We start from the raw sequence: 25927 nt of genomic DNA, 5'->3' as shown, positions 1-25927 counted from the left end.
GGCGCCCGCTCAGCGGCGCGCCGAGGAGGGCAGCGCGACGGGCAGGTCGAGATGGAAGACCGTCCCGCGCGGGGCGCACGCTTCCGCGCGGATGCTGCCGCCGTGCGAGGCGATGATGTTCCTGACGATGCTCAGGCCGAGCCCGGTGCCGGTCCCGTCGGTCTTTGTCGTGAAGAAGGGGTCGAAGATCCTCGGCAGGTGCGCGGTGTCGATCCCGTGCCCGTCGTCCCGGATGCTCACCGTGATGTAGCCGTCCTCCGGCGACATCGCGGTGGCGATGCCGAGGCAGCCGCCGTGCTCGTGCATCGCGTGCGCGGCGTTCGTGAACAGGTTCACGAACACCTGCGTCAGCGGATCGATGACGCCCCGCACGGGAGGTATCTCGCTGAAGCGCCGGTCGATGGTGACGCCCGTCTGGTCGAGGAGGTGCTCGCAGAAGACGAGCGCGCGCTCGATGATGTCGTGGAGGGAGACGGCGCCCGGCTTCTCCGTGGACGGCCGCGCGTAGGCGATCAGATCGCGCGAGAAGCGGCGGATGCGATCCGCCGCCTCGTTGATCCGCGCGAGCCGCTCGAGGTCCGAGGGGTCGAAGCCGCTGCGCTCGCCCTTGCGGCGCAGGTACTCGGAGTAGGCGAGGATCGAGGTGAGCGGGTTGTTGAGCTCGTGCACCACGCCGGCGGCCATCTTGCCGAGGGAGGCCAGCTTCTCGGCCTGGATGACCTGCGCGCGCAGCGACTCGTGCGCACGCGCCTCGCGGAGCGACGCGCCCAGGGTGAGCACGAGCCGGTCGACGAGCGCCTGGATCGGCGCGCTGTCGAGGTACCCGGCGTCGTCGGCCGCGATGTGCATCGTCGAGCGACCTTCGGGCTCGATGGATACGACGCGCTCGAAGGCGAACTCCGGGAGGAGCCGCGCCGGATCGCGGCTGTCGTCGCGGCGGGCGCGCGGCGACACCCGGACGGCCACCTGCGCGCCCGTCGCTCCCGGGATGTACACGCCGAGCCCGCAGCCCGGGAGCACCTTCGCGGCTGCGCCGAGCAGCGCCGAGGCGCGCTGCTCGATGGAGGCCGATGGATCCAGCTCGCTCGACGCGATCAGCAGGCTGTCTATCCACTCGAGCGGGATGTCCCGGGTGAGGGGCTTCCGGAGCGTGACGGGAGCGTCAGACAACGGCTGCTTCCCCCGGCGCTCCGCGCTCCTTCCGCTCACCCGATCACCCTGTTCGGGTCGTCGCCGCTCGATCGGTCAAGATCGATGATCTTCGCGGCACCGACATAGGATTTCGTTTCGTAGCGGGTGATCTTGCCGATCTTGCGGACGATCTCCGCCATCCGCTCGGCCTCGCTGCGGATCGTCGCCGCGGCGCCCATGATGGGGGACGCGTCGTCGATCCGGCGGCAGATCAGCTCGGCGTAGCCGAGCACGCTGGTCAGCGGCTGGTTCAGCTCGTGCGCGGCCGCGCCCGCGAGCTCGGCGATGATGGCCTGCTTCTCGCGAGCGCGGAGCTCCTCTTGCGCCTCGGTGAGGCGGGCCTCCATCCGCATCCGCTCGCGCAGGTCGGTGAAGATGCCGACGGAGCCGACCGGGACGCCGTTCTCGAAGATCAACGCCGCGGAGAGGTGCACCGGGACGCGCGACCCGTCCTTGGCCAGGACCTCGGTCCGATAGCCCTCGAGCCGGCCGGGTCCGCCGTGCTCCTTCGCGTGGATGAGCCTCATGATCTGCTCGGCGTTGTGGTCGGGGTAGAGCGCGCGGACGTTCATCGCGCCGACGACCTCCTTCGCGTCATAGCCGTAGATCCGCTCGGCGGCGCGGTTGAAGAGCAGGACGATGCCCTCCATGTTGGCCGAGACGATCGCGTCGACGGAGCTCTCGATGACGCGCTCCAGGAACTCCTTGGTCTTGGTGAGCTCCGCCTCGGTGGCGCGCTCCATGGTGACGTCGCGGAAGCTGACCAGGACGGCGCCGCTCTCTTCCCGGAGGACGCTGCTGAAGCTGAAGCTCAGGATGAGCTTCTCGTGCTCGCCCCGCCTCACCGTGAAGTCCACCATGTGCGGGAACGATCCCTTGGCGAAGCCAGCACGGATCTCCTCGAGGAGCGGGTGCTCGCGAGGATCGACGACGTCGGCCAGGTTTGCCCTCTCGAGGTCCTCCGCCGTGCGCCCGGTGATCGCCTGGGCGCGCGGGTTGGAGAAGAGGATGTGGCCGTCGGGATCGGCGACGATGATGCCGTCCGCCGTCGAGTGGAAGAAGTCGGCGTAGCGCTGGAGCGCCTTCAGCCGGCGCTCCGCCTCGAACCGGGCGAAGGTGCTCTTCTGTGTCTGATCGCGGAGCGACTGCAGGATGCGCGCGTTGCGCAGGGCGATCGCGGTGGCGCTCGCGACCGTGCGGGCCAGCGAGAGCTCGTGCGCATCGGGGGCCACCGGCTGCCGCCCGCGCAGGAAGAGCACGCCGAGCGGCTTGTCCTCGAACAGGATGGGCAGGAGGGCGAGCGAGCGGAACGCGTTCTCCGGGAGCTCCGCGCGCACGATGTCGAACAGCGGGTGCGCCTTCGCGTCGTCGATCACGAGCACGTCGCCCGTGCGCATGACGCGCTGGATCTCCGGGTACTTCCCGAGATCGATCGGCAGGTCGCGGAGCTCCTTGTCGTCGCTCGCGGCGACCACGTAGCCGACGTTGCCCGAGTCGCGCACGAGCACGATGCTGCAACGGTCGACGCGGGCCACCTCGGCGATGCGGCGCACGACCGTGAAGAGGATGTTCCGGAAGTCGAGCGTCGAGGACAGCGCCTGCGTCAGCTCGAGGACCACCTTCGCGTCGTGCTCCCTGCGCGCGAGCGCGTCGACGTAGTCGCGGATCCGGAGCTGCCCGCGGATGCGGGCGATGAGCTCCGCCGGGCGAAACGGCTTGCGGATGAAGTCGTCCGCGCCGAGCTCGAAGGCGCGGGCGACGTCCTCGTCCGCGTCGAGCGCCGTCAACACGACGACCGGGACGTCCTGCGTGCGGCGATCGTCCCGTACGGCGCTGAGGACGACGTAGCCGTCCGGAGGCGGCATCACGAGGTCGAGCAGCACGAGCGCGGGTACGCTCTCCTTCAGCCAGGCGAGCGCCTCCGCGCCCGAGGTGACGGCGACGGTCTCGATGCCCGCGTCGGCCAGCGCGTGCAGCAGCATCTGCCGGCTGACGGCGTCGTCATCCACGACGAGCACAGGATCACGGCGCCACACACCGTAAGCTTATCGATTCCACGCTGGAGCGATGAGAGATTTCCGGGGCACGGCGCAATCCCGGAGCGCGATCACGAAACATCGCGGACGGCACACGGCGGCGCGGCGCACCGGGGCGCCACGCGGCGTGGGTCAAGAGAAGAGATCCCCCTGCTTCACCGACGGATCCGCGAGGCCCAGGTGCTCGTACGCGCGGCGGGTCGCGACCCTGCCCCGCGGCGTGCGGCCGAGGAAGCCCTGCTGCAGCAGGAACGGTTCGTACACGTCCTCGATGGTGTCGCGCGGCTCACTGAGCGCCGCGGCCAGCGTGTCGACGCCCACGGGGCCGCCGTCGTAGTGATCGATGATGACGCGCAGCAGCCTGCGATCCATCTCGTCGAGGCCGGCGGCGTCGATATCGAGCCGCTCCGCCGTCTTCCGCGTGATCGCCATGGTGATCGCGCCGTCGCCGAGCACCTCGGCGAAGTCGCGGACCCGGCGCAGGAGGCGGTTGGCGACGCGCGGGGTGCCCCGCGCACGCGCCGCGATCTCGCGCGCTCCCCCGGCGTCGATCGGCACGTTGATCAGGCCGGCGCTGCGCTGCACGATGCGCTCGAGCTCCTCGACGGGGTAGAAATCGAGGCGGACGATGTGGCCGAAGCGCGACAGCAACGGCGCGGTGAGCAGCCCGGTGCGGGTCGTCGCGCCGACCAGCGTGAACGGCTTCAGCGCGAGCTGGATCGTCGTCGCATACGGGCCGTCGCCCGTCATGATGTCGATCTGGAACGACTCGATCGCGGGATAGAGGCTCTCCTCGACCGCCGGCGTGAGCCGGTGGATCTCGTCGATGAAGAGCACGTCATTGCGCTCCAGCTTGGTCAGCAACCCGGCCAGCGCGCCCTTGTGCTCGATCGCCGGCCCGCTCGTGACGTGGAGGGTGACGCCCATCTCGCGGGCGAGGATGTGGGCGAGCGTGGTCTTGCCGAGCCCGGGCGGACCGCAGAAGAGCATGTGGTCCAGCGGCTCGCGCCGCCGGCGCGCGGCCTCGACGAAGACCTTCAGGTTCTCCGTGTGCTTGGTCTGGCCGACGTACTCCGCGAGCGAGGCAGGCCGGAAGAGGCGGTCGAAGCGATCGTCGTCGCCTGTCTCGGCAGGAGAGAGCGCCCGTTCAGGCATGCCCCGGGAGTACCGCGGGCCGAGGGCGAAGGGAAGCGATCCCGCGCGCCGGCGACCCGTGATTCGCGCGGCTGCGGGCGAGGTCAGCCGAGCGCGGGGACCGATGAGAGGCGGGGGCGACGCGGGGGCGGAACGCGCGGCAGTCGAGCGCGGCAGAGCGGGCGGCCGTCCGGGGCGCCGTCCACCTCGAGCGAGCCGCCGTGGAGCTCGATCACCGAGCGCGCATGGCTGAGGCCGAGGGTCAGACCGCGGCCGCGCGCCGTGGTCTGCCGGCTGAACAACGCCTCCAGCTCGTCGGGCGGCACGTCGCGGCTGCCGTACTCGATGTCGATGCGGACCTCGCTGTTGAACTCGCCGGCCATCGTCGCGGTGAGGCGCACGAGGCGCGCGGACGGGTCGGCCGCGCCGGTCCTGAGCGCGTGCGCCACGATGACGGCGATCGCGCGCGTCATGTACGCTTGATCGACCGGGATCAGCGGCAGCGTGTCGCCGACCTCCACGACGACCTCCCCGTCGGCGTCGCTCGCGAGCTCGCGCGCCTTGCGGAGCGCGCCGGCGATGAGCGCGCCGACCGACGTCGGCTGGGGCTCGAGCGTGAGCTGCCCGGCCTCGACGCGCGCGGCGTCGAGGATCGACTCGATCAGGCCGAGGAGCTCCCGGCCCCGCGTCGAGATGAGCTCCAGGCTCTCGCGCTGCGCGGCGGTCAGGTCCTCCTGGCCCACGAGCTCGGCGAACCCGAGGATCGCGTTCAGGGGGCTCTTGAGGTCGTGGCTCACGCTCGCGAACAGGAGGCCGCGCATGCGCTGCGCCGCCTCGCGGGCCTCGAGCGCGCGCTCCTGCGCCGCGGCGAAGACGCGGAAGCGCTCGGCGAGATCCTCGATGGCGTGCCCGAGCCGAGCGACGACGGCGAACCGGGCGGGGCGCGCGATCTGCGTGCCGCCGCGGAGCACGCTGTCCGTGCCGAGCAGGCGCACCTGCTTCGTGGCGTGCACGAGATCGGCCGCGAGGACGCGGCCGAACAGGTTGCCGAGCGCCCCGGCGACCAGCACCGCGAGCAGCGCGACGAGCGCGCCCCAGATCGCGGCGGAGGGCTCGAGATCCGCCGAGAACCGGATGTTGACGCAGCCGCCGTCGAGCGGCGTGATCACGGCGATCTGCCCGTCGGCCTCGCGGCCGAAGGAGGGCTCCGCGCCCACGCAGTGGGGCTCCACGCGCGCGAGGAACCCGAACTCCGCCGCGGAGGCCACGACGTCGTTGCGATGGGCCTCGGCGATGGCCCCGAGCGACGGGTCGAGCGCCGTGCGCGCGATGAGCCCCGCGGTCGTGCGCCGGCTCCGCTCGATGAACGTCTGGAGGTGCGCGTTCGCGATGAGCACCGCCCCGACGCCGACGAGCAGCACCGGCGCGGCGACGGCCAGGAGCAGCTTGTAGGTGACCCGCCGGCGCGGCGTCTGGTAAAGCTCGGCCGTCTCGAGCAAGGCGCCGATCGCCTCGGCCGGGCTGATCTCGAAGAGGCTGAACGTGGTGGCGCGCGTCAGCACGTAGTGCGGGATCGCGGACGCGCTGAGGATCGTGATCGCGAGGATGAGCAGGCTGACCGCGCGGCCGTCGTCGAGCTTCTCCGGCCTGATCCCCGGGATCATCGTGAGGCTCGAGATCGTCGAGCTCGCCAGCACGAAGCGCAGCGCCAGCGACGGCGGCAGCTCGGCGAACCGCTCGAGCTCCTCGTGATCGATGTCGCGCGAGCCGATCATGAGCGAGCGCAGCAGGTCCCGGTGCGTGCGCAGCCGGAGCAGCGTCAGCAGCGTGGTCGCGAAGATCGCGGCGAGGGCGATCTTCGCGCCGACCGAGAGCACGCTCGCGGCGACGTCCTGCTCCAGGATGAGCAGCTTCGGCGCGAGCGCCGCGATCGCCCCGAACGCGGCGACGCCGACCAGCGCCTGGCGGACGAGCACGCGCCGCGCGAAGTGGATCGCGTCGTCCCTCATGCGCTCTTCGTTCATGCGATCCTCCCTCCTCCTGCTGGGCGGCCGCCGCCTGGCTCGCTCGCGGGCGGCGCCGCCGCGTCGGGCGCGGGCTGGACCGGAGAGGGCGCGGGGGGCGGGACCACCCAGATCGGCAGGGTGATCGTGAAGGTCGAGCCCCGCCCGAGCTCGCTGTCCAGCTGGATCGTCCCGCCGTGCATCAGGACGAGGCGCCGCGCGATCGAGAGCCCGAGCCCCGTCCCGGCCCGGCGAGAGCGCACGTCGCCGGTCTGCCGGTACTCCTCGAAGACCGCCGACGTCTCCTCCGGTGGGATCCCGGGGCCGGTGTCCTGGACGACGATCGCCGCGTAGCGGCCGCGCGCGGCGATGTGCACGCTCACCGAGCCGCGCGCCGTGAACTTGACGGCGTTCGAGACGAGGTTCGTCAGGATCTGCCGCACCCTCCGCGGATCGGCGTGCGCGAGGAGGCCGTGGTCCCCGGTGACGCGCAGCTGGATGGGCTTGTCGCGCGCCGCCGCGGACGCCTCCCGCATCACCTGATCGACGAGGACGCGGAGGTTGACGGCGCGGCGGGAGAGCTGGAGCTTGCCCGTCTCGAGCGCCGACAGATCGAGGATGTCGTCGATGAGCGTGCGCAGGTGCTCGCCGCTCTGCCGGATGACGGACAGCGCCTCGCGCGCGTCCTGACTGAGCGGCCCGTCGACCTCGCTCTCGAGGACGTGCGCGAACCCGAGGATGGCGTTGAGCGGCGTGCGCAGCTCGTGGCTGAGCCCCGCGAGGAACGCCGAGCGCTCGCGGTCCATCGCGGACGCCTGCTGGAGGTCCGCCCGGTAGGTGCGCTCCGCCGCGGCGAAGCGGGTGATCAGCAGGTTGAAGGCCGCCGTCAGGAGGCCCACCTGGTCCAGCGATCGGATCGGCACCGGCTCGATCTGGATCAGGTCCGTGCTCGACGCGCTCTGGCCCTGGCCGCGCGCCATCGCCGTGATGCGCTCGCGCAGGTAGTCGACGTCGTCGCGCGCCGCCTTGGTGAACGAGAGCGCGACCGCGACCGCCACGCCGAGCAGCAGCGTCGTGAGCGCCGCGACGGCGTTGCCGAGGGCGATCGAGTCGGGCGGCGGGCTCGGCGCGGAGACGAAGGTGATCACCGAGAGGTGGGACAGCGGCGGGCGGAGCGGGCGCGCCGAGAACCGGACGCGGCCGAGCGAGGTCACCGCCTCGCCCTTGCCCTGCGTGAGCATCTGGAAGATGTCGGCCTTGGCCGGCGCGCCGAAGCTCTCGTTGACCAGCACGTGGCCGCTGTGCTCGACGAGCAGGATCTCCGACCCGGCCCGCCGCGCCGCCTGCCCGAGGAGCTCGGTCCGCTCCGCGTCGGCGGTCCCCGGGAGCCGCGCCGACAGCGTCGCGGCCAGCACCTCCGCGCGCAGGCTCGCGGCCTGATCGCTCATCTTGGCGAGCTGGCGGATACCGATCAGCGCGATCGCCACCGCCGTGGCGATCGCCACGACGATCACGATCGCGGGCGCGAGCGGCACGAGCGGCATCGTGCCGCGAGGCCAGCGGATGAGGCGACGACGGCGAGCCACGGCGAAGGCAGGATGCTAGCGCGCTTCGGGCGGCGTACGGGCCGCCTCAGGCGCCAGAGCGCTGGGGACGGCGCGCCTCACCTGGGATCGGTCGCCAGGAGCGCGAAGACGGAGTGGTCGAGCCAGCGGCCGTCGCACCACTCGGCCTGGCGGGCGATGCCCTCGAAGCGGAAGCCGAGCCGGCCGATGACCGCGAGGGAGGCGTGGTTGTCCGTCGCGGCCGCGACCCGCACCCGGTGCGCGCCCATGTGGCCGAACGCGAACCCGAGCGCGGCCTGCGCGGCCTCGGTCATGAGGCCGCGTCCGGTCGCCTCCTTGCGCAGCCAGTACCCGAGCTCGCAGGAGCGGTGCAGGTGCACGCACGACTCGAGCCCGACCACCCCGGCGAGCGAGCGGTGCGCGCGCTCGCGGATGACGAAGCGCAGCGCCCTGCCGTGATCCCAGTCGGCGGCGCACGCCTCGGCGAAGCGCACGCTCGCGGCCGGATCCGTGTGGAACTGCACCCAGGGCAGCCAGCGCTGGAGGGTCGCGCGCGAGCCGCTGACCGCGAGCCAGAGCTCGGGGCCGTCGGACGGGTCGATGGGCACGAGGATCAGCCGCTCGGTCTCGATGGGGCGGGCGCGGACCTCGCTTCGAGGTGGGAGGATGAGCATGGGGTCACCGGCACTGGATGCGAGCGGCGTAGGGCTCGAGATGACCCGCCTCGTAGTCAAGCCAGGCGACATACCACTCTCCAGGCCTCGCGCCGGGGCTGATCGAAGGCGCCGGCTGATCGCCGCTGACGCGGGCGAACCTCGTGGGCGTGCCGATGCCGTCGCGGTTGATCGATGCGGTCAGCATGCGGCCCTGCTCGAACCAGACGAGCTGGGCCTGACCGCTCGGCGCGATCGCGACTGCCGGGCGCGCGCCGGCCTTCGAGAACCGCTTGCGCCAGAGCGGCTGGCCCTTGGCCGGATCGATGTAGGCGGCCGAGGCGCCCCCGATCGGCGCCTCGCCGTGCCAGACGACGAAGCAGCCGCCCGTGCCGCAGGCGAGCGAGGGGTTGTCGCTCCGGGCGCGATCGCTGTTCACGAGCGACAGGTCGCCGAGCGCGCGGTCGGCGCGCTTGCCGGGGGCGGCCGGCGGGAGCCCCTTGTCGGCGCTCGCGAGCGGCAGGCGCATGTACTGGATGACCCGCATCGGCTCGCGATCGAAGCGGAAGGCGAGGTGCATCACGTCGTCGGTCACCGCGATCGAGGGGAAGCGGACGCGCGGCTTCGAGGGGCCCGTCGGGGTGACGTCCGTCAGCCGGATGATCTCGCCGACCGGATCGAGATTCGGAGAGAGGCGGCGCATGAAGAGGTCCTCGGACGCGCTGTCGCCGTCGTCCGACCACGCGATCGAGAACCCCTCGGAGGTGCGCGCGAGCGAGGGCCAGGAGTTCCCTCCGCGAGGGAAGCGGGCGACCATCATCGCGGGCCCGTCGATCCGGCCGCTGGCGTCGAGCCAGCGCACGTGCACGCCGGCCTCCGGCCCCTTGCCGTCCCAGTACGTGAGCACCAGCCGATCGCCGGCGGTGGTCAGCTCGGGGCGCCCGATGGCGCGGCCCTCGGGCGTCACGTCGAGCGCCGGCGACGACGGCCGCATCGCGCTGTCGAGCACCGCCGTGTAGGCGTGCTCGCTTCCCTCGTGCGAGTCCGTCCAGGTGACCACCGCGCCGCGCGGCCCGAGCGTGATCGAGGGCCGGCTGGCGCCGATGGCGCGGCCGCCCTCGCGCACAAGATCGTGCGTGCGCGGCCGCGCGAGCCCGGTGAGCTGGCAGGGGGCCTTGCCGCTCGCGTCCTTCATGGCGACCTGCACGTGCTCGATCAGGGTCCGAGGCACGGGGTGGTTGCCCTTCTCCTGAGCGTCCCTCAGCTGCCGGAGCGCGGCTTTGAGGTCGCCCGCGGCGAGCGACTCCTGCGCCTGCGCGACGAGCGGCGGCCACGGCAGGCCGGGTGGCTCGGCCTGGGCGTCGGCGCGCGCCGGCACGGCGGTCGGCGCGGAGGACGACGGCGCGCTGATGGCCGGCGGCGGCGGCGGCGCGCTGCTCGAGGAGACGGGCGGCAGGGCCGTCGGCTTGAGGAACTGGAGGTAGCCCGCGTAAGCGGCGCCCGCGGCGAGCACGAGCACGCCGAAGACGACGAGCGCGCGACCGGCGCCGCCGCGCCTCGGCGGCGAGCGCTGCGCGAGCGGATCGGGGACCGAGGCGTCGCCCGGGCCTCCGGAGAACGAGATCTGCTGCCCCGCGCCCTGGCTCACGCGCCCGGCCAGCGCGCCGCCGTGCGGACTCGAGAGGTCGAGCCCGCCGAACGGGTCGCCCCCGCGCTCCGCCGGGCCCGAGGGGACGGTGCGCCGCGCTTCGTTGGGGGTCACACGGACGACCCCCGGCGGATCGAACGTCACGTCGGCTGGCGGAGCGCCGCCCGTCGGGAGGAGCCCTGCCTGCGACGGCTCCGCGCCGCGCGGGGGCGTCGGCTGCGCGACGCCGAGCGCGACCGAGAGCTCGTCGGCGAACTCCCTCGCGGTCTGGAAGCGGCGATCGATCGAGCGATCGAGCGCCTTCTCGAACCACACGGTGAAGCTCGGCGGCAGGTCCGGGCGGAGCGCCGCGGGCTGCGGCAGCGGCGCGTTCGCGATCTGCGCGAACGTCATCGCGACGCCCTGCTCGGTCTGCCAGACGGTGCGGCCGGTGAGGCACTCGTAGGTGATGCAACCGAGGGCCCAGAGGTCGGCGCGGTGGTCGACCGCCCCCTGGCCTCGCACCTGCTCCGGGCTCATGTACGCCGGCGTTCCGAACACGGCGCCCTCGCGGGTGAGGCGCGCCTGCGCGTCGCCGCCGTCGACGGGCGCGTAGAACTTCGCGAGCCCGAAATCGAGGATCTTCGCGCAGAGCCGGCCCTCCTCGTCCTTCGTGAGGAAGATGTTCTCCGGCTTGAGGTCGCGGTGGACGATCGAGGAGGCGTGCGCCTTGGTGAGCCCTCGACACACCTGGGACATCACCGTGACGGTGGTCTCGGGGTCGAGGTACCTGACGACCGTCATGCGCTCGTACAGCGACTCGCCTTCCAGGAGCTCGAGCACCAGGAAGGGCCGCCCGTCGTCGAGCTTGCCGGAGTCGTAGACGTCGCAGATGAACGGGCTGCGGATCGACGCGGCGGCACGGGCTTCACGGAGGAAGCGCTCGACCACGACGGCCGAGGTCGTCAGCTCCTGTGCGAGCACCTTGATCGCGACGCGCTTGCCGATGTCGATGTGCTCGGCCTCGTACACGGCGGCCATGCCACCGCGCCCGATCTCGCGTGTGATGCGGTATTTTCCGGCGAGGACCGTGCCTACCGGGATCTTCGCTTTGTTCGGCAAAGCCATCAGGCAGGGCGGTCCCGCGACTGGATTCGCCAGCGGAGACTATTCGAGCCGCGTCGCAAGAACAAGGCGAGCGCGGCGTGACCCGTCAGGAGGGGGGATCCACCCCTCGGGGGCGCCGTGGAGGCGAGCTCAGCCATTCCCGGCCGGAGCCGGGAGGCGGGGCCATGCCGGCCGGCCATGGACGAGGCGTGCCCCACCCCCCCCGGCGCCGCCGCGAGGGGAGCGGGCGCGCGCTCCTCCCGGGGGCTCCCGGGAGGGATTGAAAAACGTAAGCGGGATCCGATTTTCTGATGCCGGAACCACTTTTCTCACGCACGCATGATGCGCGAAACATTCCGGAAACATGAGCTTGGGTACACCAGCCTGGACCTCCGGTCGCTGCGCCGGCGCCCGGGGAGAGGGTCGTCCATCCAGCTCTGCTGGATGGGGGCCTGAGTCTGTTGACAAGCGTCGGGGCAATGCTCGGGAGGCCGAGAGGACCCCGTCACGGATCGGAGGCCGGGCGGCGCCCGGCACATCGACGGGAGGCCGCCGGCGGAAGCGACCCCCCTTTACCGGCTCTGCTCCGGCGGGGCTTTTCGGGTGAGCGCCCGGGTTTTTACCCTGGCGGGCATCCGGTCACCACAGGCGTGCGCAATGAAAAAGGTCGAGGCGATCATCAAGCCGTTCAAGCTCGACGAGGTCAAGGACGCCCTCGCCGAGGTCGGGATTCAGGGCATGACGGTGACCGAGGTAAAGGGCTTCGGTCGGACCGGTGGCAAGAAGGAGGTCTATCGAGGGTCGGCGTATGTCGTCGACTTCGTCCCGAAGGTGAAGGTCGACATCGTCGTGCCGGACAGCATGGTCAGCGACGTGATCGACGCCATCGAGAAGAGCGCCAAGACGGGTCGGATCGGCGACGGCAAGATCTTCGTCGTCCCCGTCGAGGAAGCCGTGCGGATCCGCACGGGAGAGCGCGGCGAGGACGCCATCTAGGCGAGCCGCGGGCAGAGCGTCACAGGGCAATCGCGGCGGGTCGCAGGCTCGACACCCCAGGCAGCTAGCAGCGAGCACGAGCCCGCGCGCCGTAAAGTCACATACAGCGAGAGCAGCGAGTCAGCGAGGTAAGAGAAGATCATGAAGGCGAAAGATGTCGTCGCGTTTGCGAAGGAAAACGACGTAAAGTTTGTCGATCTCAAGTTCATCGATCTGCCCGGCATCTGGCAGCACACGACCGTCCCGGTGTCCCGTCTGAACGAGGACATCTTCGAGGAGGGGATCGGCTTCGACGGCTCCTCCGTGCGCGGATGGCAGCCGATCAACGCCAGCGACATGCTGATGACGCCCGATGCGTCGACGGCGAAGCTCGACCCCTTCCACGCCCAGAAGACGCTCAGCATGATCTGCAAGATCAGCGATCCCGTGACCGGCCAGCCCTACGGGCGCGACCCGCGTTACATCGCCCAGAAGGCGGAGAACCACCTCCGCGCGAGCGGCATCGCTGACACGACCTACTTCGGGCCCGAGGCCGAGTTCTTCGTCTTCGACTCGGTTCGCTACGAGAGCTCGCAGCGCGGCGCGTTCTACGAGATCGACAGCGAGGAGGCAGTCTGGAACACCGGCAAGGCCGGCCTCGGCCACAAGATCCGGTCGAAGGAGGGCTACTTCCCCGTTCCGCCGACCGACACGCTCTCGGATCTGCGCGCGGACATGATGTCCACGCTCATCGAGACGGGCATCGGAGTCGAGGTCGGCCACCACGAGGTGGCGTCGGCCGGGCAGTGCGAGATCGGCATCAAGTTCTCGACGCTGACCGCGATGGCCGACAACCTCATGTGGTTCAAGTACGTCATCAAGAACGTCGGCCGCAAACACGGCAAGTCGGTGACGTTCATGCCGAAGCCCGTCTTCGGCGACAACGGCAGCGGCATGCACTGCCACCAGTCGCTCTGGAAGGAGGGCAAGCCGCTCTTCGCCGGCGACGGCTATGCCGGGATGTCCGACATGGGCCTCTGGTACATCGGCGGCATCCTGAAGCACGCGAAGGCGATCGCCGCGCTCACCAACCCGACGACGAACAGCTATCGCCGGCTCGTCCCGGGCTACGAGGCGCCCGTGAACCTCGCGTACTCGAGCCGCAACCGCTCGGCGTCGATCCGCATCCCGCTGCCCCCCGGCAACAGCCCCAAGGGCCGCCGCATCGAGGTCCGCTTCCCGGACGCGAGCTGCAATCCGTACCTCGCCTTCGCGGCCATGATGATGGCCGGCCTCGACGGCGTCCAGAACCGGATCGATCCGGGCGACCCGCTCGACAAGGACATCTACGCGCTCTCGCCCGAGGAGCTCAAGGAAGTGCCGCACATGCCGGGCTCGCTCGACGAGGCGCTCTCCTGCCTCGAGCGCGATCACGAGTTCCTGCTCCGCGGCGACGTCTTCACCCGCGACATCCTCAAGACCTGGATCGACTACAAGCGCGAGCGCGAGGTCGACGCGATCCGGCTCCGCCCGGTCCCGCACGAGTTCTTCCTCTACTACGACGTCTGATCCTCCCCACCCCCCGAGGCAGCGCAGGGCCCGGCGCACGGGAAAATTGCGCTGTGACCCTCGCTGCCCGCTCTCTTCCTCGCTCGCTGTCCTGTTCGTCGAGCGCCGCTGACGCCGAGACGAGGCGTCGCGGCGCCTCGAAATCCAGGGTTTCTCCGCCCTGCGCTGCGGCCCTCGGGGCGCAAAGTGGGCTGTCGCTCCCTCGCCTCGCGAACTCTGGGTCCCCGCTGGACCTGGCGGTGCCGCGGTACCGCTCGTCCATGCGCCGGGGTATCCTCCGACCCGTCTCTGATGTGGGTCCGGGGGTGAGACACCCTCGTCCCCGGGACACCTCGGCGCAGCAGTGAACCCCGGCGATCTCATCCAGTCTCGCTACCGGCTCGTGAAGATCCTGGGCCGAGGCGCCAGCGGGTCGGTGTGGGCCGCGAAGAACGAGCTCATCGACCGTGACGTGGCGCTCAAGGTGATGCGCCCCGAGGTGGCCGAGGACGCCGTCGCGCTCCAGCGCTTCTTCAACGAGGCGAAGGCGAGCGGGCGCGTGCGGAGCCCCAGCATCGTCGAGATCCTCGATCTCGGTCAGGCGGAGGACGGCTCGCCGTTCCTCGTGCTCGAGCTGCTCGTCGGCGAGGGGCTCGACGAGTGGCTGCGGCGCGAGCACACGATCGAGCCGGAGACGCTGGTCGAGATCTTCATCGGCCTCGCGCGGGCGCTCGACATGGCCCATCAGCAGGGGATCATCCACCGCGACCTGAAGCCCGCGAACCTCTACGTGCACCGCAACCACCTGGGTGAGCTCGTGGGGAAGATCCTCGATTTCGGGATCAGCAAGGTGCTGGAGAAGGAGCACAACTTCGCGCTGACCCACACGGGCTGCGTCGTCGGCTCGCCGGCCTACATGTCGCCCGAGCAGGCCGCGGGGCGCGAGGACCTGGACGGCCGCGCCGACCTCTGGTCGCTCGGCGTCGTGCTGCACGAGGCGTTGACCGGGACGCTCCCGCACGAGGCGCCGAACTACAACGCGCTCATGGTCCGCATCATGAGCAAGGACTGCGATCCGATCGCCTCGCGCAAGCCGGGGCTCCCGCCGCGCCTCTGCCGCATCGTCGACGCCTGCCTGCAGCGCGAGCGCGACGATCGGATCGCCTCGGCGGGCGTGCTCGCGAAGGAGCTCGAGGCCGTGCTCCGCGAGCTGCGCGCCGCGCGCTTCCGGGGACAGAAGGGGCGGCGCGCCTCGGACTTCGTGCTGGGCGACGAGCTCAGCCTCGCGCCGGAGAGCGCCGCGATGCGCGGCGGCGGCGCGGCGGGGACGCTGGAGCGGCTCGTGCAACACGGAAGGCGGCTGCCGCCGGCCATGCTCGTCGCGGCGGGGCTCGGCGTCGTGGTCTGGGCGATGGCGCTCGTGCTCCTCGGCCGGTACTGGAGCCGCTGAGCGACGAGGCTCGGCGGCGCGCTCGTCCCACCCCAGCGGCTCGCCTCTGCGCTCCTCGAACGCGATCCTCACGGCGCGGTCCAGCTCGGATGATCGCCGCGCCGCGCCGGATGCGCGATGCGTGAGGGCGGCGCGCGAGGGCCGGCCGCGACCGGCGAGCGGCGTCTCGTGGAACGAGCGGGGCGGAGCGCTCCGCGTCAGGCGCGCGGCGCGCTGGTGCCCGTGGGGGGCGCGTGCGCGCCGTCGCCGCCCAGGGCGTCGTGTGCAGCGCAGCGATGCGCGTGCGCATCCGGCGCGTACGGCTCCGCCGGGCTGGGCGCAGGGGCGCCGCCGGTGCCGAGCATGTGGCCGAACCACGCGCGCGGTCCGAGCCTCGTGAAGCTCCAGAGCAGGAGCGCGCCGAGCGCCGCCGCGCAGACCCACTCGACGGCGGCGTGCTCGTGGGCTGCGAGGTCGTGGAGGTCCGGGACCACGGCGCCGGGGACGAGCGCGTTCGCGACGAGGCCGACCACGACGGCGAAGGCGACGCTGAAGAGCGCGAAGGCGGCGGCGGCGCGTGCGCCGATCGACCGCTTCAGCAGGGCGAGCAGCGCGACGCTGGTCGTGGGCCCCACCAGGAGGAATGCGAGCGCCGCGCCGACCGAGAACCCCTTGTGGATCATCACAGCGGCGAGCGGCGTCGCGCCTTGCGCGCAGATGTAGACCGGCGCCGCGATGAGGGCGCTCACCACGATGTCGGCCGGCGCGCCGAGCGCGCGCGCCGCGGCCGGCTCGAACGTCGCCTCGAGGACGGCGGCGAGCACGAGGCCGACGAGGTACCACGCGGCCACGCGATCGAGCGCAGGACCGGCGGCCGTGACGGCGGCCGCACGGAGCCGCGCGCCCGGCGACGCGGCAACGCCCGAGGCGAGCGGCGCGCTGCGGCGCGGCGCCGCGCCGGGCGACCCGGCTACCCTGGCGACGAGGAGCGCGACCAGCACGGTGAGGAGCGCGCTGCTGGCGACGCGCACCGCGGTGAGCGGCAGGCCGAGCAACCGCAGCGAGAGCAGCGCGGCGCCGCCGTGCGGCTGTCCGATCGCGTGACGCGGGAAGAACGCGTGCATGAGCCCCGCCGCAGCGAGCCCCGCCAGCATGGCGGGCGCCGTCTCGACGAACAGCGGGCCCAGCGACTCGGTCATCGACAGCTCGGACGCGTGGGCATACGTGAAGAAGCTCTCCGGGCTGGGGAGCGCGAGCGCGACGCACAGGCCCGAGACGCACGCGACGGCGCTCGCGGTCCGCGCCGTCCGGCTCCGGGGCGGCGCCTCGTGCGTGTGGACGACGAGCCGCAGGAGGACGCCGAGGCCGAACGCGACGAACACCTCGAACGATTCGTGGGGGAGGCTTTCCATGAGGCGCTGGCCGAGGAGGGCGCCGAGCAGCGTGAGCAGCCCGAGGAGACCGAGGCGCAGGGCGAGCTGCCGCCAGCCCCAGGCAGGCAGGAAGCGCGCCGCGAGGGATAGGCCCTCGGGGAGCCGGTGCACGAGGACGGCGCTCGCGAAGAGCACCCCGTCCGCGCCGCCGTCGGCCGCGGACGCGGCCAGCGCGAGCCCGGCGCCGTCGAGCAGCCCGTGCACGGCGAGCGCTGAGAACGCGATCTCCCGCCCGAGGACCTTGCCGGTGTCGCGCCGCCGGTGCTCCGTGAGCGAGAGCGCCACGTACCCGAGCGCCGTCCAGAGGACCGCCTGCGCGCCGATCTCCTCGACCGCGTGCGGGAGGTGGCGCGCGAGGACCAGGGCGGGGACGAGCCCGAGCGTCAGCCCGTCGAGCGCTGACGTCGGCAGCGCCCGGCGCCGGCCGAGCGCCACGAGGAGCGGCCCCGTGGCGAGGCCGGCGATCGACAAGGCGACGACGAGCGCGAGCATGGGCCGGTGGGCTATGCCCGAGCCAGGGACCCTTATCAACATCAAATTGGTGTTGCAATCGAGGTGCGAACAGCCGTCGCGTCCCCGCGGAGCGACGCGTTGTCGCGCGGCTCAGAGGGACCTGCGATTCGGGGGCCCCGCGGCACAGGCCGGCCCGCGTTACAGGCGGCCCGCGGCGCCGGTCGCCCAGCGGCTCAGGGCTGCCGCGCTGCGCCGGTGGCCCCGCGGCTCAGGGCTGAACGCACCGGTCGCAGCGACCCTTGATCTGGATCTGGAGGCCCTTGCGGCGCAGCGCGCGGGGGGCGCCGCGCGCCGCCTTGATCTCGATGCTCTCGTCGGGGAGGCAGAGCACGTCTCCGCACGTGTCGCACATGAAGTGCGGGTGCTCGTTCGTCGCGTGGTCGCCGGTGCCCTCGCGCAGCTCGAACCGCCAGAGGTGGTCGCCCATGTCGGTGCGGCGCACGAGCCCCGCGTTCGTGAGATCGATCAGGTTCCGGTAGATGGTGGCGCGATCCCACCCCTTGGGGGCGAGCTCGGCCGCGAGCTCGGCGTGGCTGACGGGCGTCCGCGTGCGGCCGAGGCTCTGCAGCACGGCGATGCGCGGCGAGGTGGCTCGCAGGCCGGTCGCCCGGATCTGCTCGCGGAGCTGCTCCGCGGACTGACCTGCTTTCGAACGCGCCATGCGAGACATCTACCGTCGCCAGGACATTACTGCAATCAGGATGCACGGAGCTCGCCGGCCGCGCGCCCCGGGACGGCCGCGGGGGTAAGTGAGATCGCTCGACCGCCGCCGCCGCCTCCTCGCCGCGCCGGCCGTCGCGCGGCGAGACCGCCGCCGAGCGCCCTCCGGGCGGGTAGGAGCTCGCTGCGCTCCCGCCCGGACCCCGGGCACGCGTGCGCCGCGCCGCCCGGAGCGCGCCGGCGCAGCGAGCGCGGCCGTCGGACTACGCTGAGTAATGTGGCAGATAGCGAGTTGGACAACCTCGCGCGCCTCGATTCGAGCATGGCTCAAACTGCACAGGCCAGGCGGATGAGCCTCGATACGGCGTTCCTCAGAGGGCTTCTCGAAACCTGGATGAGCTCCTCGAGCCTGCTTCTGAATACGCAGAGGACATGGAAAATGGGCGGAACGGCCAGCGTCCTGGTCGTTATCTGGCCTCGAGTCGAGGGCCCCTCGGTCAGCGTTGATCTCGCCGTGTGCTCCATAATGGAGCGATCGCTCCATGTTGGAGCAGCCGGCGTGTCGGCGCCGCGCACGCCGTTGCGCCGCGTCATCGCGGCGCGCGCCCCGAGGCACCAGCTGGCGTTCGACGAGATGACGCAAGACGACCAAGACGTGGAATCTCACCTCGTCGTCTTGAGTGGAATCAGCCCTTTTGGAATTGAACTGATTGTCAAGGTGGATATATATTCCTGCTTCCTTTGCGGGGCCTGAACCAAGGAGAATGTCTATGCGAGCTCGGACGTGTGCGGAGGTACTTGCCTTAGTCTTGATCGCTGCCTTGAGCGCCGCCGCGTGCAACGGCGACCCGTCGACCCCGGCGGAGGAGGAAGAACCGGTCGTCGCCGACGTCGATCCCGAGCAGGTGGAGGCGGCCCCGGCTCCGCTGCGGCGCAGCTGCGCGACCGTCGAGCTGAGCGACGTTGAACGGGACACCGTCGACCAGTTCGTTCGCAGCAGGGCGGCGGTCGGGTTCACCGCGCAGACGGACGTCGAGATCCCCGTGCACGTCCACGTCATCAACAAGGGAACGAGCACCTCGAACGGCAACGTGCCCCAGGCCAGCATCGAGGAGCAGATCGCCGTGCTCAACGACGCTTACGCGACCACCCGCTTCCGCTTCGTTCTGGCCTCGGTGGACCGGACGACGAACGCGACCTGGTACACCATGAGGCTCGGCTCCTCGGCCGAGCGGCAAGCCAAGTCGGCGCTTCGCGTCGGTGGTCCCGACCACCTCAACCTCTACACGGCCAACCCGGGCGGCGGTCTACTCGGCTGGGCGACGTTCCCCTCGAGCTACACGGCCAACCCGGGCGACGACGGCGTCGTCCTGCTCCACTCCTCGTTGCCCGGCGGCGCCGCGGCGCCGTACAACGAGGGAGATACGGGGACGCATGAGGTCGGTCACTGGCTCGGCCTCTACCACACCTTCCAGGGCGGCTGCAGCAAGAGCGGTGACGGGGTCGAGGACACGTCGGCTGAGCGCAGCGCCGCGTACGGTTGCCCGATGAGCCGGGACACCTGCAGGGGCGGTGGGTTCGACCCGATTCAGAATTTCATGGATTATACCGACGACGCCTGCATGGACTCGTTCACTTCGGGGCAGGTCGATCGCATGTCGGCGTTCTGGGATACATATCGTTGATCGGGAGATGATGTGGGAGCGCAGCCGGCGAGCGGCGGGCAACTCCGCCGCTCGCCAGCCGGCGAGACGCGTCCGTCAGACGACGACGATCACATCGACTTGACCTGCGCCCGGCGCTCGAAGCTCCGGCCATCGGCGAGGATGCGAGGCGCGGGCTCGGCCTGCGGCGGGGCCGCGCCCGAGTCCCCGTCGCCCTGCGCGAGGCGCTGCTGACGACGGGTGCCGGCCTGGACGCCGAAGTACACGCCGAGGAACGTCACGAGGCCCCAGCCGAGCAGGGCGACGGCGACGAGGCCGGTCTGGCGAGAGGCGTCGCTCCCGAGCTGGCTCATCTCCTCCATCGGCGCCGACAGCTTGCTCACCTCCTGCATCGGCTCGCGCAGCGTCGCGACCTGCTCCATCGGCTGCTTCAGCCCGGCGACGTCGCGCATCGGAGCGTTCAGCGCCGCGACGTCGCGCATCGGAGCGTTCAGCGCCGCGACGTCCTCGAGCGGGCCGCGGATGCCCGCGAGGCTCTCGTTCATTGCGGCGATCGTGGCCTTCATCTCGCTCAGCCGGTCCATCGACTGCTCGAGGCTCGCGGTCTCGCGCAGGCTCCGCTGCATCGCGTCCATCGACCCCTTGAGCTCGGCCAGCCGCTCCATCGCCTCCTGCATCTCGGCGACCTTCTCCATCGGCTGGCGCAGGTCGGCCAGCCGATCGAGGCTCTCCTGCGACTCGCGCAGCGCCTGATTCGAATTCTCGATCGTCGACCGCGTGCGCCTCATCTCCTCGGTGGTCGCCTGGATGGAGCGCGTGTTCGTGTCGACCATCGTCGCCATGCCGCAGCCCGTCGACGCGAGGACGAGCAACGTCACCGGCGCAATCTGGCGGATCCTTTCCCAATGCATATGCGATCGTTGATTCCTCGAAGGCATTGCGTCAACGTGCATTTGACGCGGTGCGCTGGAATATGACATAGCCGTGTCCGGGGGGTGAGGCGCTGTGGGATGCTGCGCGGTCACGCCCGCGCTGCGCGGCGCGTCCTCGCACGGCGCTGTGAAATGCCGGTGTCGATCCGGCGGACGTTGGCGCGACGGCCGCCGGAAGGTGGAAACCGAGTGCGCAGCGGGGAGGAGCGCGGCGCCCCCAGCGCCGCTGTCCGGAGCTTCAACGCAGGCGAGGGGCATCTCATGCCGGCGCGGCGGCGCGTCAGGGAGCGCCCCGCGGCGGCCGCGCGCGGGCGAAGGCGCTCACCGCGTCGGTCGGCCAGGACGGGACGCGCCGGCGCGGAGGACGAGCGCGGCGAGGGCCGCGAGCGCGGCCGCGGCGAGCCAGGCAGGCGGGCCGAAGGCCCGGGTCCCCGCGGCGAGGGCGCCGTCGACCCACGTGACGTCGAGCAGGGAGCCGCGCAGGCCCGCGCCCGCGAGCGCGATGAAGCTCGCGTGGGCGGCGATGGGCGCGAACGCGCCGCGGCCGCGCAGGAAGAGCGCCGCAGCGAGCGCGCCGAGCGCGGACGCGAGGGCGAAGCTCGACGCGGTCGCGCCCGGCGCGAGCCCGAGGGCGGCGCCGTGCGCGAGGACGGAGAAGGCGAACGCGTGGCGGCGCGAGACGCCGGCGCGCGCCGCGGCGGCGAACGGAATGCCCGTGAGCAGGAGCTCGTCGCGGACGGCGAGGGCGATGGCGCGCGCCACGGCGAAACCGAAGCTCGCCGAGGGCTCCCCTGCGTCGACGGTCGCCCAGCCGAGGACCACGGAGACGCCGAGCGTCAGCAGCACGGCGAGCGCGCCCAGCGCCGCGCCGAGCCCGACGCGGCGGGCGATGCGCGCGCGGTGGCCCGGGCCCTCCGGCTCCAGCGGGTCGGTCCACGGAACGCCCGCCCGCGACGCGACAAGGTCGGCGACGACGGCGCCGGCGAGCGCCGCCGCGAGCGGGCTCGACGACAGGAGCACGGAGACGATCTGCAGGGCCGCGGCGAGGCCGACGAGCCAGGCCGCGCCGAGCGCGAGCTCGAGCAGGCGGCGCTGCGGCCCCGCGCCATCAGGCCGGGGACGGCCTCCTTCCGCGGCGTTCAGTGGAGCGTGTGCCACTGGCCGTTGTGCTCCACCTTCGGGACGTCCGTGTCGCCGTCCGCCTCGCTGCGATGACGGGCGCCCAGGGTGGCCACGAGCTGGGCCGTGGACGGGCGCACGGTCCGCTGGCGCATCTCCGCCGCCTCGCGCGCGGCGCGGAGCCGCCGGCGCGGCGCGGGAGGCGGCGGCGACCTCCGGGCGCGGAACCGACGCACGGCCAGCCTGCCCGCCACGAGCAGCCCGACCACCAGCAGCGAGCCCGCCAGCACCGGGACGAAGCCGTAGCGGCGCGCGACGTCGGCGCGCCACGCGAGCTCGATCTCGCGGCCGGTCGAGGCGTACGCGGCCTCGAGCGCGCCCGCGAGCGGGGCGCCGGCGCGCACCTGATCCAGGGCGCGCGCGAAGAGCGGACGGCGCTCGCCCTCGACGAGGAAGCGGACAACGTCGGCCGCCTGCGCGTGCGCCAGAGATCCGGCCGTGCCGCCGGCGCCCGGCAGGTTCGCCTCGAGCGCGTCGAGCGGGAGGAGGCCCCCCCTCAGCGCGGCGACGGAGAGCCTCTGCGCGCGGCGAGCGACGCCGTCGCCGGCCGCGTGACCGGCGAACCCCTCGTGAAACCAGCGCGGGACCAGGGCGCCGCCCGTCGCCTCGTCGAGGGCGAGGTGCGCGAGCGCGTGGCGGAAGGCGCTCTCGAGATCGGGCGCCTCGACGCCGAGCCGCGGAGCGTCGCTCAGGACGGCGAGCCGGAGCGCGCCGAAGGAGACAGCGGTCGCGGGGCCCGCGATGCCCCCGGGGATGAGGCCGTCGAGCTCGGCAAGGGAGGCCGCGATCCGGACCTTCACCGGAGCGACAAGCGCCTCGCGGCCGAGCAGGGTGCCGAGCTCGGCGCGGACGGCGTCGGCTCGGGCGATCAAGGGGCGGACGCGATCGCGGGTCGACGGGTGGTAGGCAAACTCGATCCAGTCGAGATCCTGGGTGTGGTACTCCGGCGGGGGCGGCGGGACAGGGGCAGCGGCCCCGCCGTCGCCCGTCGCGGCGGGCGCGTCGTAGACGCGGGGCGCGGCGCCGACGACGCGCCCGGGCGCGGCGACGAGCGCGAGGCACAGCAGCGCGGCGAGCCGCAGCCCCAACGCCGCCGAGCTGCGCCGGCAGGAGCGCGTCATGGAGCGATCCGACCCCGGAGGTGCACGGTATCACCGTCGCCCTCGCCCGTCTGGGCGAGCACGAGCACCACGATCCCGGTCGCGACGACGCCCGCGAGCGGACCCCAGAACCAGGGAGAGCTCCACATCGAGGGCCGCTCCGGCGAGCCGCGGTCACCCGCCGGCGCCGTCAGGTCGACGCCCGCGCGAGGACCCACCGGGCCGCGTTGCGACGGTGCGTGTGCGGGCGCGAGCGGCGCCGCGGCGCGACCGGTCGCGCCTGCCGGTCGCTCCTCTCCGGCGAGCAGCGCGCGGACGGCCGCGCCCGCGCCCGGCCAGTCGAACGCCGCCCCGGCGGGGGCGGCCGCGCTCTCCGCGGTGCGCTGGACCGTCGCGCCGAGCTCGAGCGGCGCGTAGCTCGCGCCCGCGACCCGGAGCACGCGGGCCACGGGGTGGCCGTGCGCCGTCGTCACCGCCACGACGAGCGCCGCGCCCGCGCCCGCGCCGAGCGACGCGAGCAGGCCGCGCGCCACCGGCTCGGACTCGGCACGCCCGGCGGAGCGGCGCACCTCCGCGAGCTCCCTCACGGAGGCCGGCGCGTCGGGCCGCGGCGGATCGCCGGCGAGCACCTGCGCGGCCGCCTCGTCGATCGGCGGGCGTAGCGCGGGGTCGCGGTAGAGCGCGCGCGCGAGCGCTCGAGCGGCCTCGGCGCTCGCGTCGTCCACCGCCACCACGACGGCGCCGCGCAGGGCCGACCGGGGCGCGGCGGCGCTCGGCGGAGCGTCCGCCGCCGCCGCGCCGCGCGCGAGCGGATCGCGCGGAGCCTGCGCCGCGGCGGCGTCGCCGGAAGGCGGCTCCGCGGCCTGCACCGGCGCGGCCGGCAGGCCGAGCGCCAGCGCGACGAGGCCCGGGGCAGCCGGCGGACAGCGGGACATGCGTTTACGGTACGAAGGCCGCGGGCGAGCGTCAAACGGCGCGCGGCGCGGCGTCACGTCACAGCCAGCCGTGCTCGCGGTACCAGGCGACCGCCCGGCGTGTCCCCTCGGCCCAGCCCACCTGGGGCTCCCAGCCGAGCTCCCTGCGGGCGTCGCCCGAGTCGCAGACCCAGTGCGACGCGGCGAGCTCGTTCAGCTTGTCGCGCGTCAGCATCACGGGCTTGCCGGTGAGGCGGCCGATCCCCTCGCTCGCGAGCGCGGCGCCGCGCATGAGCGAGAACGGCACGCCGACGCGGACGAGCGCCCGCGCGCCGAGCGCCGCCTCCACGTGCGCCAGCATGTCGCGCCACACGTACACGCGGCCGTCGTCGATGAAGTAGGCCCGGCCGCTCGGCACGTCGGCCTCGAGCGCCCGGATGCACGCGGCGGCCGCGTCCGAGGCGTAGATGACGCTGAGCGTGTTCCTGCCGTCGCCGAGCATCGGGAGGAAGCGGCGCGCGACGCTCTGGAAGAACGCGAACGACTCCTGGTCGCGCGGGCCATAGATCATCGGGGGGCGCACGACGACCACGGGCAGCGCGTCCTTCTCGGCGAGGACCAGCCGCTCGGCCTCGAGCTTCGAGCGCCCGTAGCGCGTCACCGGGGCCGGGCGCGCGTCGGCGGCGACGGGGCGCCCGTCGAGGCTCGGGCCGACGGCGGCGAGGCTCGAGACGAACACGAAGCGCTCCATGGACGGCGCCGCCTTCGCCGCGTCGAGCAGGTTCCGCGTGCCGCCGACGTTGACCCGGAAGAACTCCGCCTCGTCGCGCGCCTTGACCAGCCCGGCCGAGTGCACGATCGCGTCGACGCCCGGCGAGTCGACGACCGCGCGGCGGACGCTCTCCGCGTCCTCGATGGCGCCGTACGCGAGCTCGACCCCGCGCAGCGACGACAGGAACTTCGTGTTGGACGAGCGCCGCACGAGGGCCACGACGCCGTGCCCCTCCTGCACGAGCTGCTCGGCGACGTGCGAGCCGAGGAACCCGCTCGCGCCCGTGACCAGCACCTTCATCGATCCGCTCCTTCGGCCCCGGCGCCCCTGTCGATCAGAGCGCCCGCTCGTAGAGGCGGTACCTCTTGTAGAGCCGGCCGCCCATCAGCCGGATGCCCGCGTTGATGGCGGCGTTGTCCTCGAGCGTCCACCCGAGCTCGCCGCCCTTCATGCCGATCAGGTGCGCGGCCCGGTTCATCTCGGCGTAGAGGAATGCGCTGAGCCCGGCGTAGCGCCGCACGTGGCGCCACTTCTTGCGGATGCCGAGCACGACGAGGCGCCCGCTCTTCGGCCCGCGCACGCGCAGCCGCCACAGCAGCTTGAAGATCCCACCCGGCAGGAGCTCGCCGTGGAAATCCCGGATCAGATCGTTCAGGTCGGGCAGCCCGAGCGACACGGCGGCCGGCTCGCCGTCGATGAACGTGATCTTCGTGAGCTCGGGCATCAGGATGAGCCGCACGTCCTTCGCCCACTTGACCAGCTCCTTCTCGGTCATCGGCACGAAGCCCCAGTTGTCGCTCCAGGCGTCGTTGAAGACGTCCAGGACGATCCGGATGTCGTCGAGCAGGTTCTTCGGGTCGCCGCAGCGCGTGTGCACCTCCGGCATCGCCAGCACCTCGGCGTGGGCCCTCTGCGCGCGGGGCGGGACATCGCCGACCTCGTAGCGCCACCCGTAGAGGTCCTTCACCTTCTCGAGCCCCGCCTGCTCGATGAGCCGGCCCTGGTGCGGCCGGTGGTAGGCCATCATCAGCACCGGCGGGCGGTCGAACCCCTCGACGAGGCAGCCGGCTTCCTCGTTGATCGAGAGCGAGTACGGGCCCCGCATGCGCTTCATCCCGCGCGCGCGCAGCCAGCCCGCCGCCTCGGCGAGCAGCGCCTGCGCCGTCTCCGCGTCGTCGATCGTATCGAAGAAGCCGAACGCGCCCGTCTCGTCGCGGTGGAGCCGGAGGTGCTCGTGATCGACCTGCGCGGTGATCCGGCCGGCCGGCCGGCCGTCCTTGTACGCCACCCACGCCGTCCCCTCGGCGTGCTCGAAGAAGGGGTTCTTCTTCTTGTCGAGCCGATCGGCGATGTCCAAATCGAGCGGGCGGATATAGTTGGGCTCACCCTCGTAGACGGTGTCGACCACGTTCAGGAAGTCCTTGAGGACCTTCTTGTCGCCCTTCCGGAGCTCGCGGATCTCGATGGCCATACGGCGCAAGCCCGTACCTTC

Annotated in this window: 20 protein-coding genes; 5 read left to right on the top strand and 15 right to left on the bottom strand. The window is 72.4% G+C overall.

Annotated elements, in window-relative coordinates:
- Nucleotides 1-9: 9 nt before the first annotated feature.
- From WME75_RS37270 to WME75_RS37240, 7 genes are all read right to left on the bottom strand, one after another.
- Nucleotides 10-1170 (bottom strand): sensor histidine kinase, encoded by a 1161-nt coding sequence (locus tag WME75_RS37270; RefSeq protein ID WP_437481180.1) that lies wholly within the window; start codon nt 1168-1170, stop codon nt 10-12.
- 35 nt (nt 1171-1205) lie between these two features.
- Complete coding sequence (locus tag WME75_RS37265) at nt 1206-3227, bottom strand: PAS domain S-box protein (protein WP_437481178.1); 2022 nt, start codon at nt 3225-3227, stop codon at nt 1206-1208.
- A gap of 132 nt (nt 3228-3359) precedes the next feature.
- On the bottom strand, nt 3360-4382 hold the full coding sequence (gene ruvB / locus WME75_RS37260) for a Holliday junction branch migration DNA helicase RuvB (RefSeq protein WP_437481175.1): 1023 nt from the start codon (nt 4380-4382) through the stop codon (nt 3360-3362).
- Nucleotides 4383-4465: 83 nt separating this feature from the next.
- Complete coding sequence (locus tag WME75_RS37255; protein ID WP_437481173.1) at nt 4466-6385, bottom strand: sensor histidine kinase; 1920 nt, start codon at nt 6383-6385, stop codon at nt 4466-4468.
- On the bottom strand, nt 6382-7950 hold the full coding sequence (locus tag WME75_RS37250; RefSeq protein WP_437481171.1) for a sensor histidine kinase: 1569 nt from the start codon (nt 7948-7950) through the stop codon (nt 6382-6384). Before WME75_RS37250 ends, WME75_RS37255 begins: the two co-directional genes overlap by 4 nt.
- A 77-nt stretch (nt 7951-8027) precedes the next feature.
- Nucleotides 8028-8603 carry a GNAT family N-acetyltransferase gene (locus WME75_RS37245; protein ID WP_437481169.1) on the bottom strand — a complete coding sequence of 192 codons (576 nt, stop codon included), beginning with the start codon at nt 8601-8603 and terminating at the stop codon, nt 8028-8030.
- A gap of 4 nt (nt 8604-8607) precedes the next feature.
- The gene (locus WME75_RS37240) at nt 8608-11331 is read right to left on the bottom strand and encodes a serine/threonine protein kinase (RefSeq protein WP_437481166.1); all 2724 of its coding nucleotides are present in this window, start codon (nt 11329-11331) and stop codon (nt 8608-8610) included.
- A 642-nt stretch (nt 11332-11973) separates the two neighbouring features.
- On the opposite strand from WME75_RS37240, the gene WME75_RS37235 reads away from it, so the two are divergent.
- The 3 genes from WME75_RS37235 to WME75_RS37225 all read left to right on the top strand — a co-directional run bounded on the left by WME75_RS37235 (nt 11974) and on the right by WME75_RS37225 (nt 15289).
- Nucleotides 11974-12312 (top strand): P-II family nitrogen regulator, encoded by a 339-nt coding sequence (locus WME75_RS37235; protein WP_012239819.1) that lies wholly within the window; start codon nt 11974-11976, stop codon nt 12310-12312.
- Between the two features lie 141 nt (nt 12313-12453).
- A complete protein-coding gene (gene glnA / locus WME75_RS37230; RefSeq protein ID WP_437481163.1) occupies nt 12454-13860 on the top strand; it encodes a type I glutamate--ammonia ligase in 1407 nt (468 codons plus the stop codon).
- A 343-nt stretch (nt 13861-14203) separates the two neighbouring features.
- The gene (locus WME75_RS37225; RefSeq protein ID WP_437481160.1) at nt 14204-15289 is read left to right on the top strand and encodes a serine/threonine-protein kinase; all 1086 of its coding nucleotides are present in this window, start codon (nt 14204-14206) and stop codon (nt 15287-15289) included.
- Nucleotides 15290-15486: 197 nt separating this feature from the next.
- On the opposite strand, the gene WME75_RS37220 is transcribed toward WME75_RS37225, so the two are convergent.
- A complete protein-coding gene (locus tag WME75_RS37220) occupies nt 15487-17193 on the bottom strand; it encodes a permease (RefSeq protein WP_437481157.1) in 1707 nt (568 codons plus the stop codon).
- 229 nt (nt 17194-17422) lie between these two features.
- Nucleotides 17423-17875, bottom strand: coding sequence for a Fur family transcriptional regulator (locus WME75_RS37215; RefSeq protein WP_437481155.1), 453 nt, complete (start codon nt 17873-17875; stop codon nt 17423-17425).
- Between the two features lie 276 nt (nt 17876-18151).
- Between WME75_RS37215 and WME75_RS37210 the strand changes: the two genes are divergently transcribed.
- Together WME75_RS37210 and WME75_RS37205 are read left to right on the top strand one after the other, a co-directional pair.
- Nucleotides 18152-18628, top strand: a complete 477-nt coding sequence (locus WME75_RS37210) for a hypothetical protein (RefSeq protein WP_437481153.1) — start codon at nt 18152-18154, stop codon at nt 18626-18628.
- A 16-nt stretch (nt 18629-18644) separates the two neighbouring features.
- Nucleotides 18645-19559 carry a zinc metalloprotease gene (locus WME75_RS37205; protein ID WP_437481150.1) on the top strand — a complete coding sequence of 305 codons (915 nt, stop codon included), beginning with the start codon at nt 18645-18647 and terminating at the stop codon, nt 19557-19559.
- An 89-nt stretch (nt 19560-19648) separates the two neighbouring features.
- Here the strand turns inward: WME75_RS37205 and WME75_RS37200 are convergent, their stop codons facing one another.
- The 6 genes from WME75_RS37200 to WME75_RS37175 all read right to left on the bottom strand — a co-directional run bounded on the left by WME75_RS37200 (nt 19649) and on the right by WME75_RS37175 (nt 25906).
- Nucleotides 19649-20416 (bottom strand): hypothetical protein, encoded by a 768-nt coding sequence (locus WME75_RS37200; protein ID WP_437481147.1) that lies wholly within the window; start codon nt 20414-20416, stop codon nt 19649-19651.
- Nucleotides 20417-20791: 375 nt separating this feature from the next.
- Nucleotides 20792-21628 (bottom strand): type II CAAX prenyl endopeptidase Rce1 family protein, encoded by an 837-nt coding sequence (locus WME75_RS37195; protein ID WP_437481144.1) that lies wholly within the window; start codon nt 21626-21628, stop codon nt 20792-20794.
- A complete protein-coding gene (locus WME75_RS37190; RefSeq protein WP_437481142.1) occupies nt 21610-22770 on the bottom strand; it encodes a peptidase MA family metallohydrolase in 1161 nt (386 codons plus the stop codon). The genes WME75_RS37195 and WME75_RS37190 overlap by 19 nt, the downstream gene beginning before the upstream one ends.
- Nucleotides 22767-23684, bottom strand: a complete 918-nt coding sequence (locus tag WME75_RS37185; RefSeq protein ID WP_437481140.1) for a hypothetical protein — start codon at nt 23682-23684, stop codon at nt 22767-22769. The genes WME75_RS37190 and WME75_RS37185 overlap by 4 nt, the downstream gene beginning before the upstream one ends.
- A gap of 58 nt (nt 23685-23742) precedes the next feature.
- Nucleotides 23743-24735 carry an NAD-dependent epimerase/dehydratase family protein gene (locus WME75_RS37180; protein ID WP_437481137.1) on the bottom strand — a complete coding sequence of 331 codons (993 nt, stop codon included), beginning with the start codon at nt 24733-24735 and terminating at the stop codon, nt 23743-23745.
- Nucleotides 24736-24769: 34 nt separating this feature from the next.
- A complete protein-coding gene (locus WME75_RS37175; RefSeq protein ID WP_437481134.1) occupies nt 24770-25906 on the bottom strand; it encodes a hypothetical protein in 1137 nt (378 codons plus the stop codon).
- Between the last annotated feature and the right edge of the window lie 21 nt (nt 25907-25927).

It is taken from the genome of Sorangium sp. So ce1014 (assembly GCF_051521505.1).
Lineage (GTDB): Bacteria > Myxococcota_A > Polyangia > Polyangiales > Polyangiaceae > Sorangium.
Note: the sequence above shows the minus strand (reverse complement) of the source record. Positions and strands in the feature narration are given on the sequence as shown.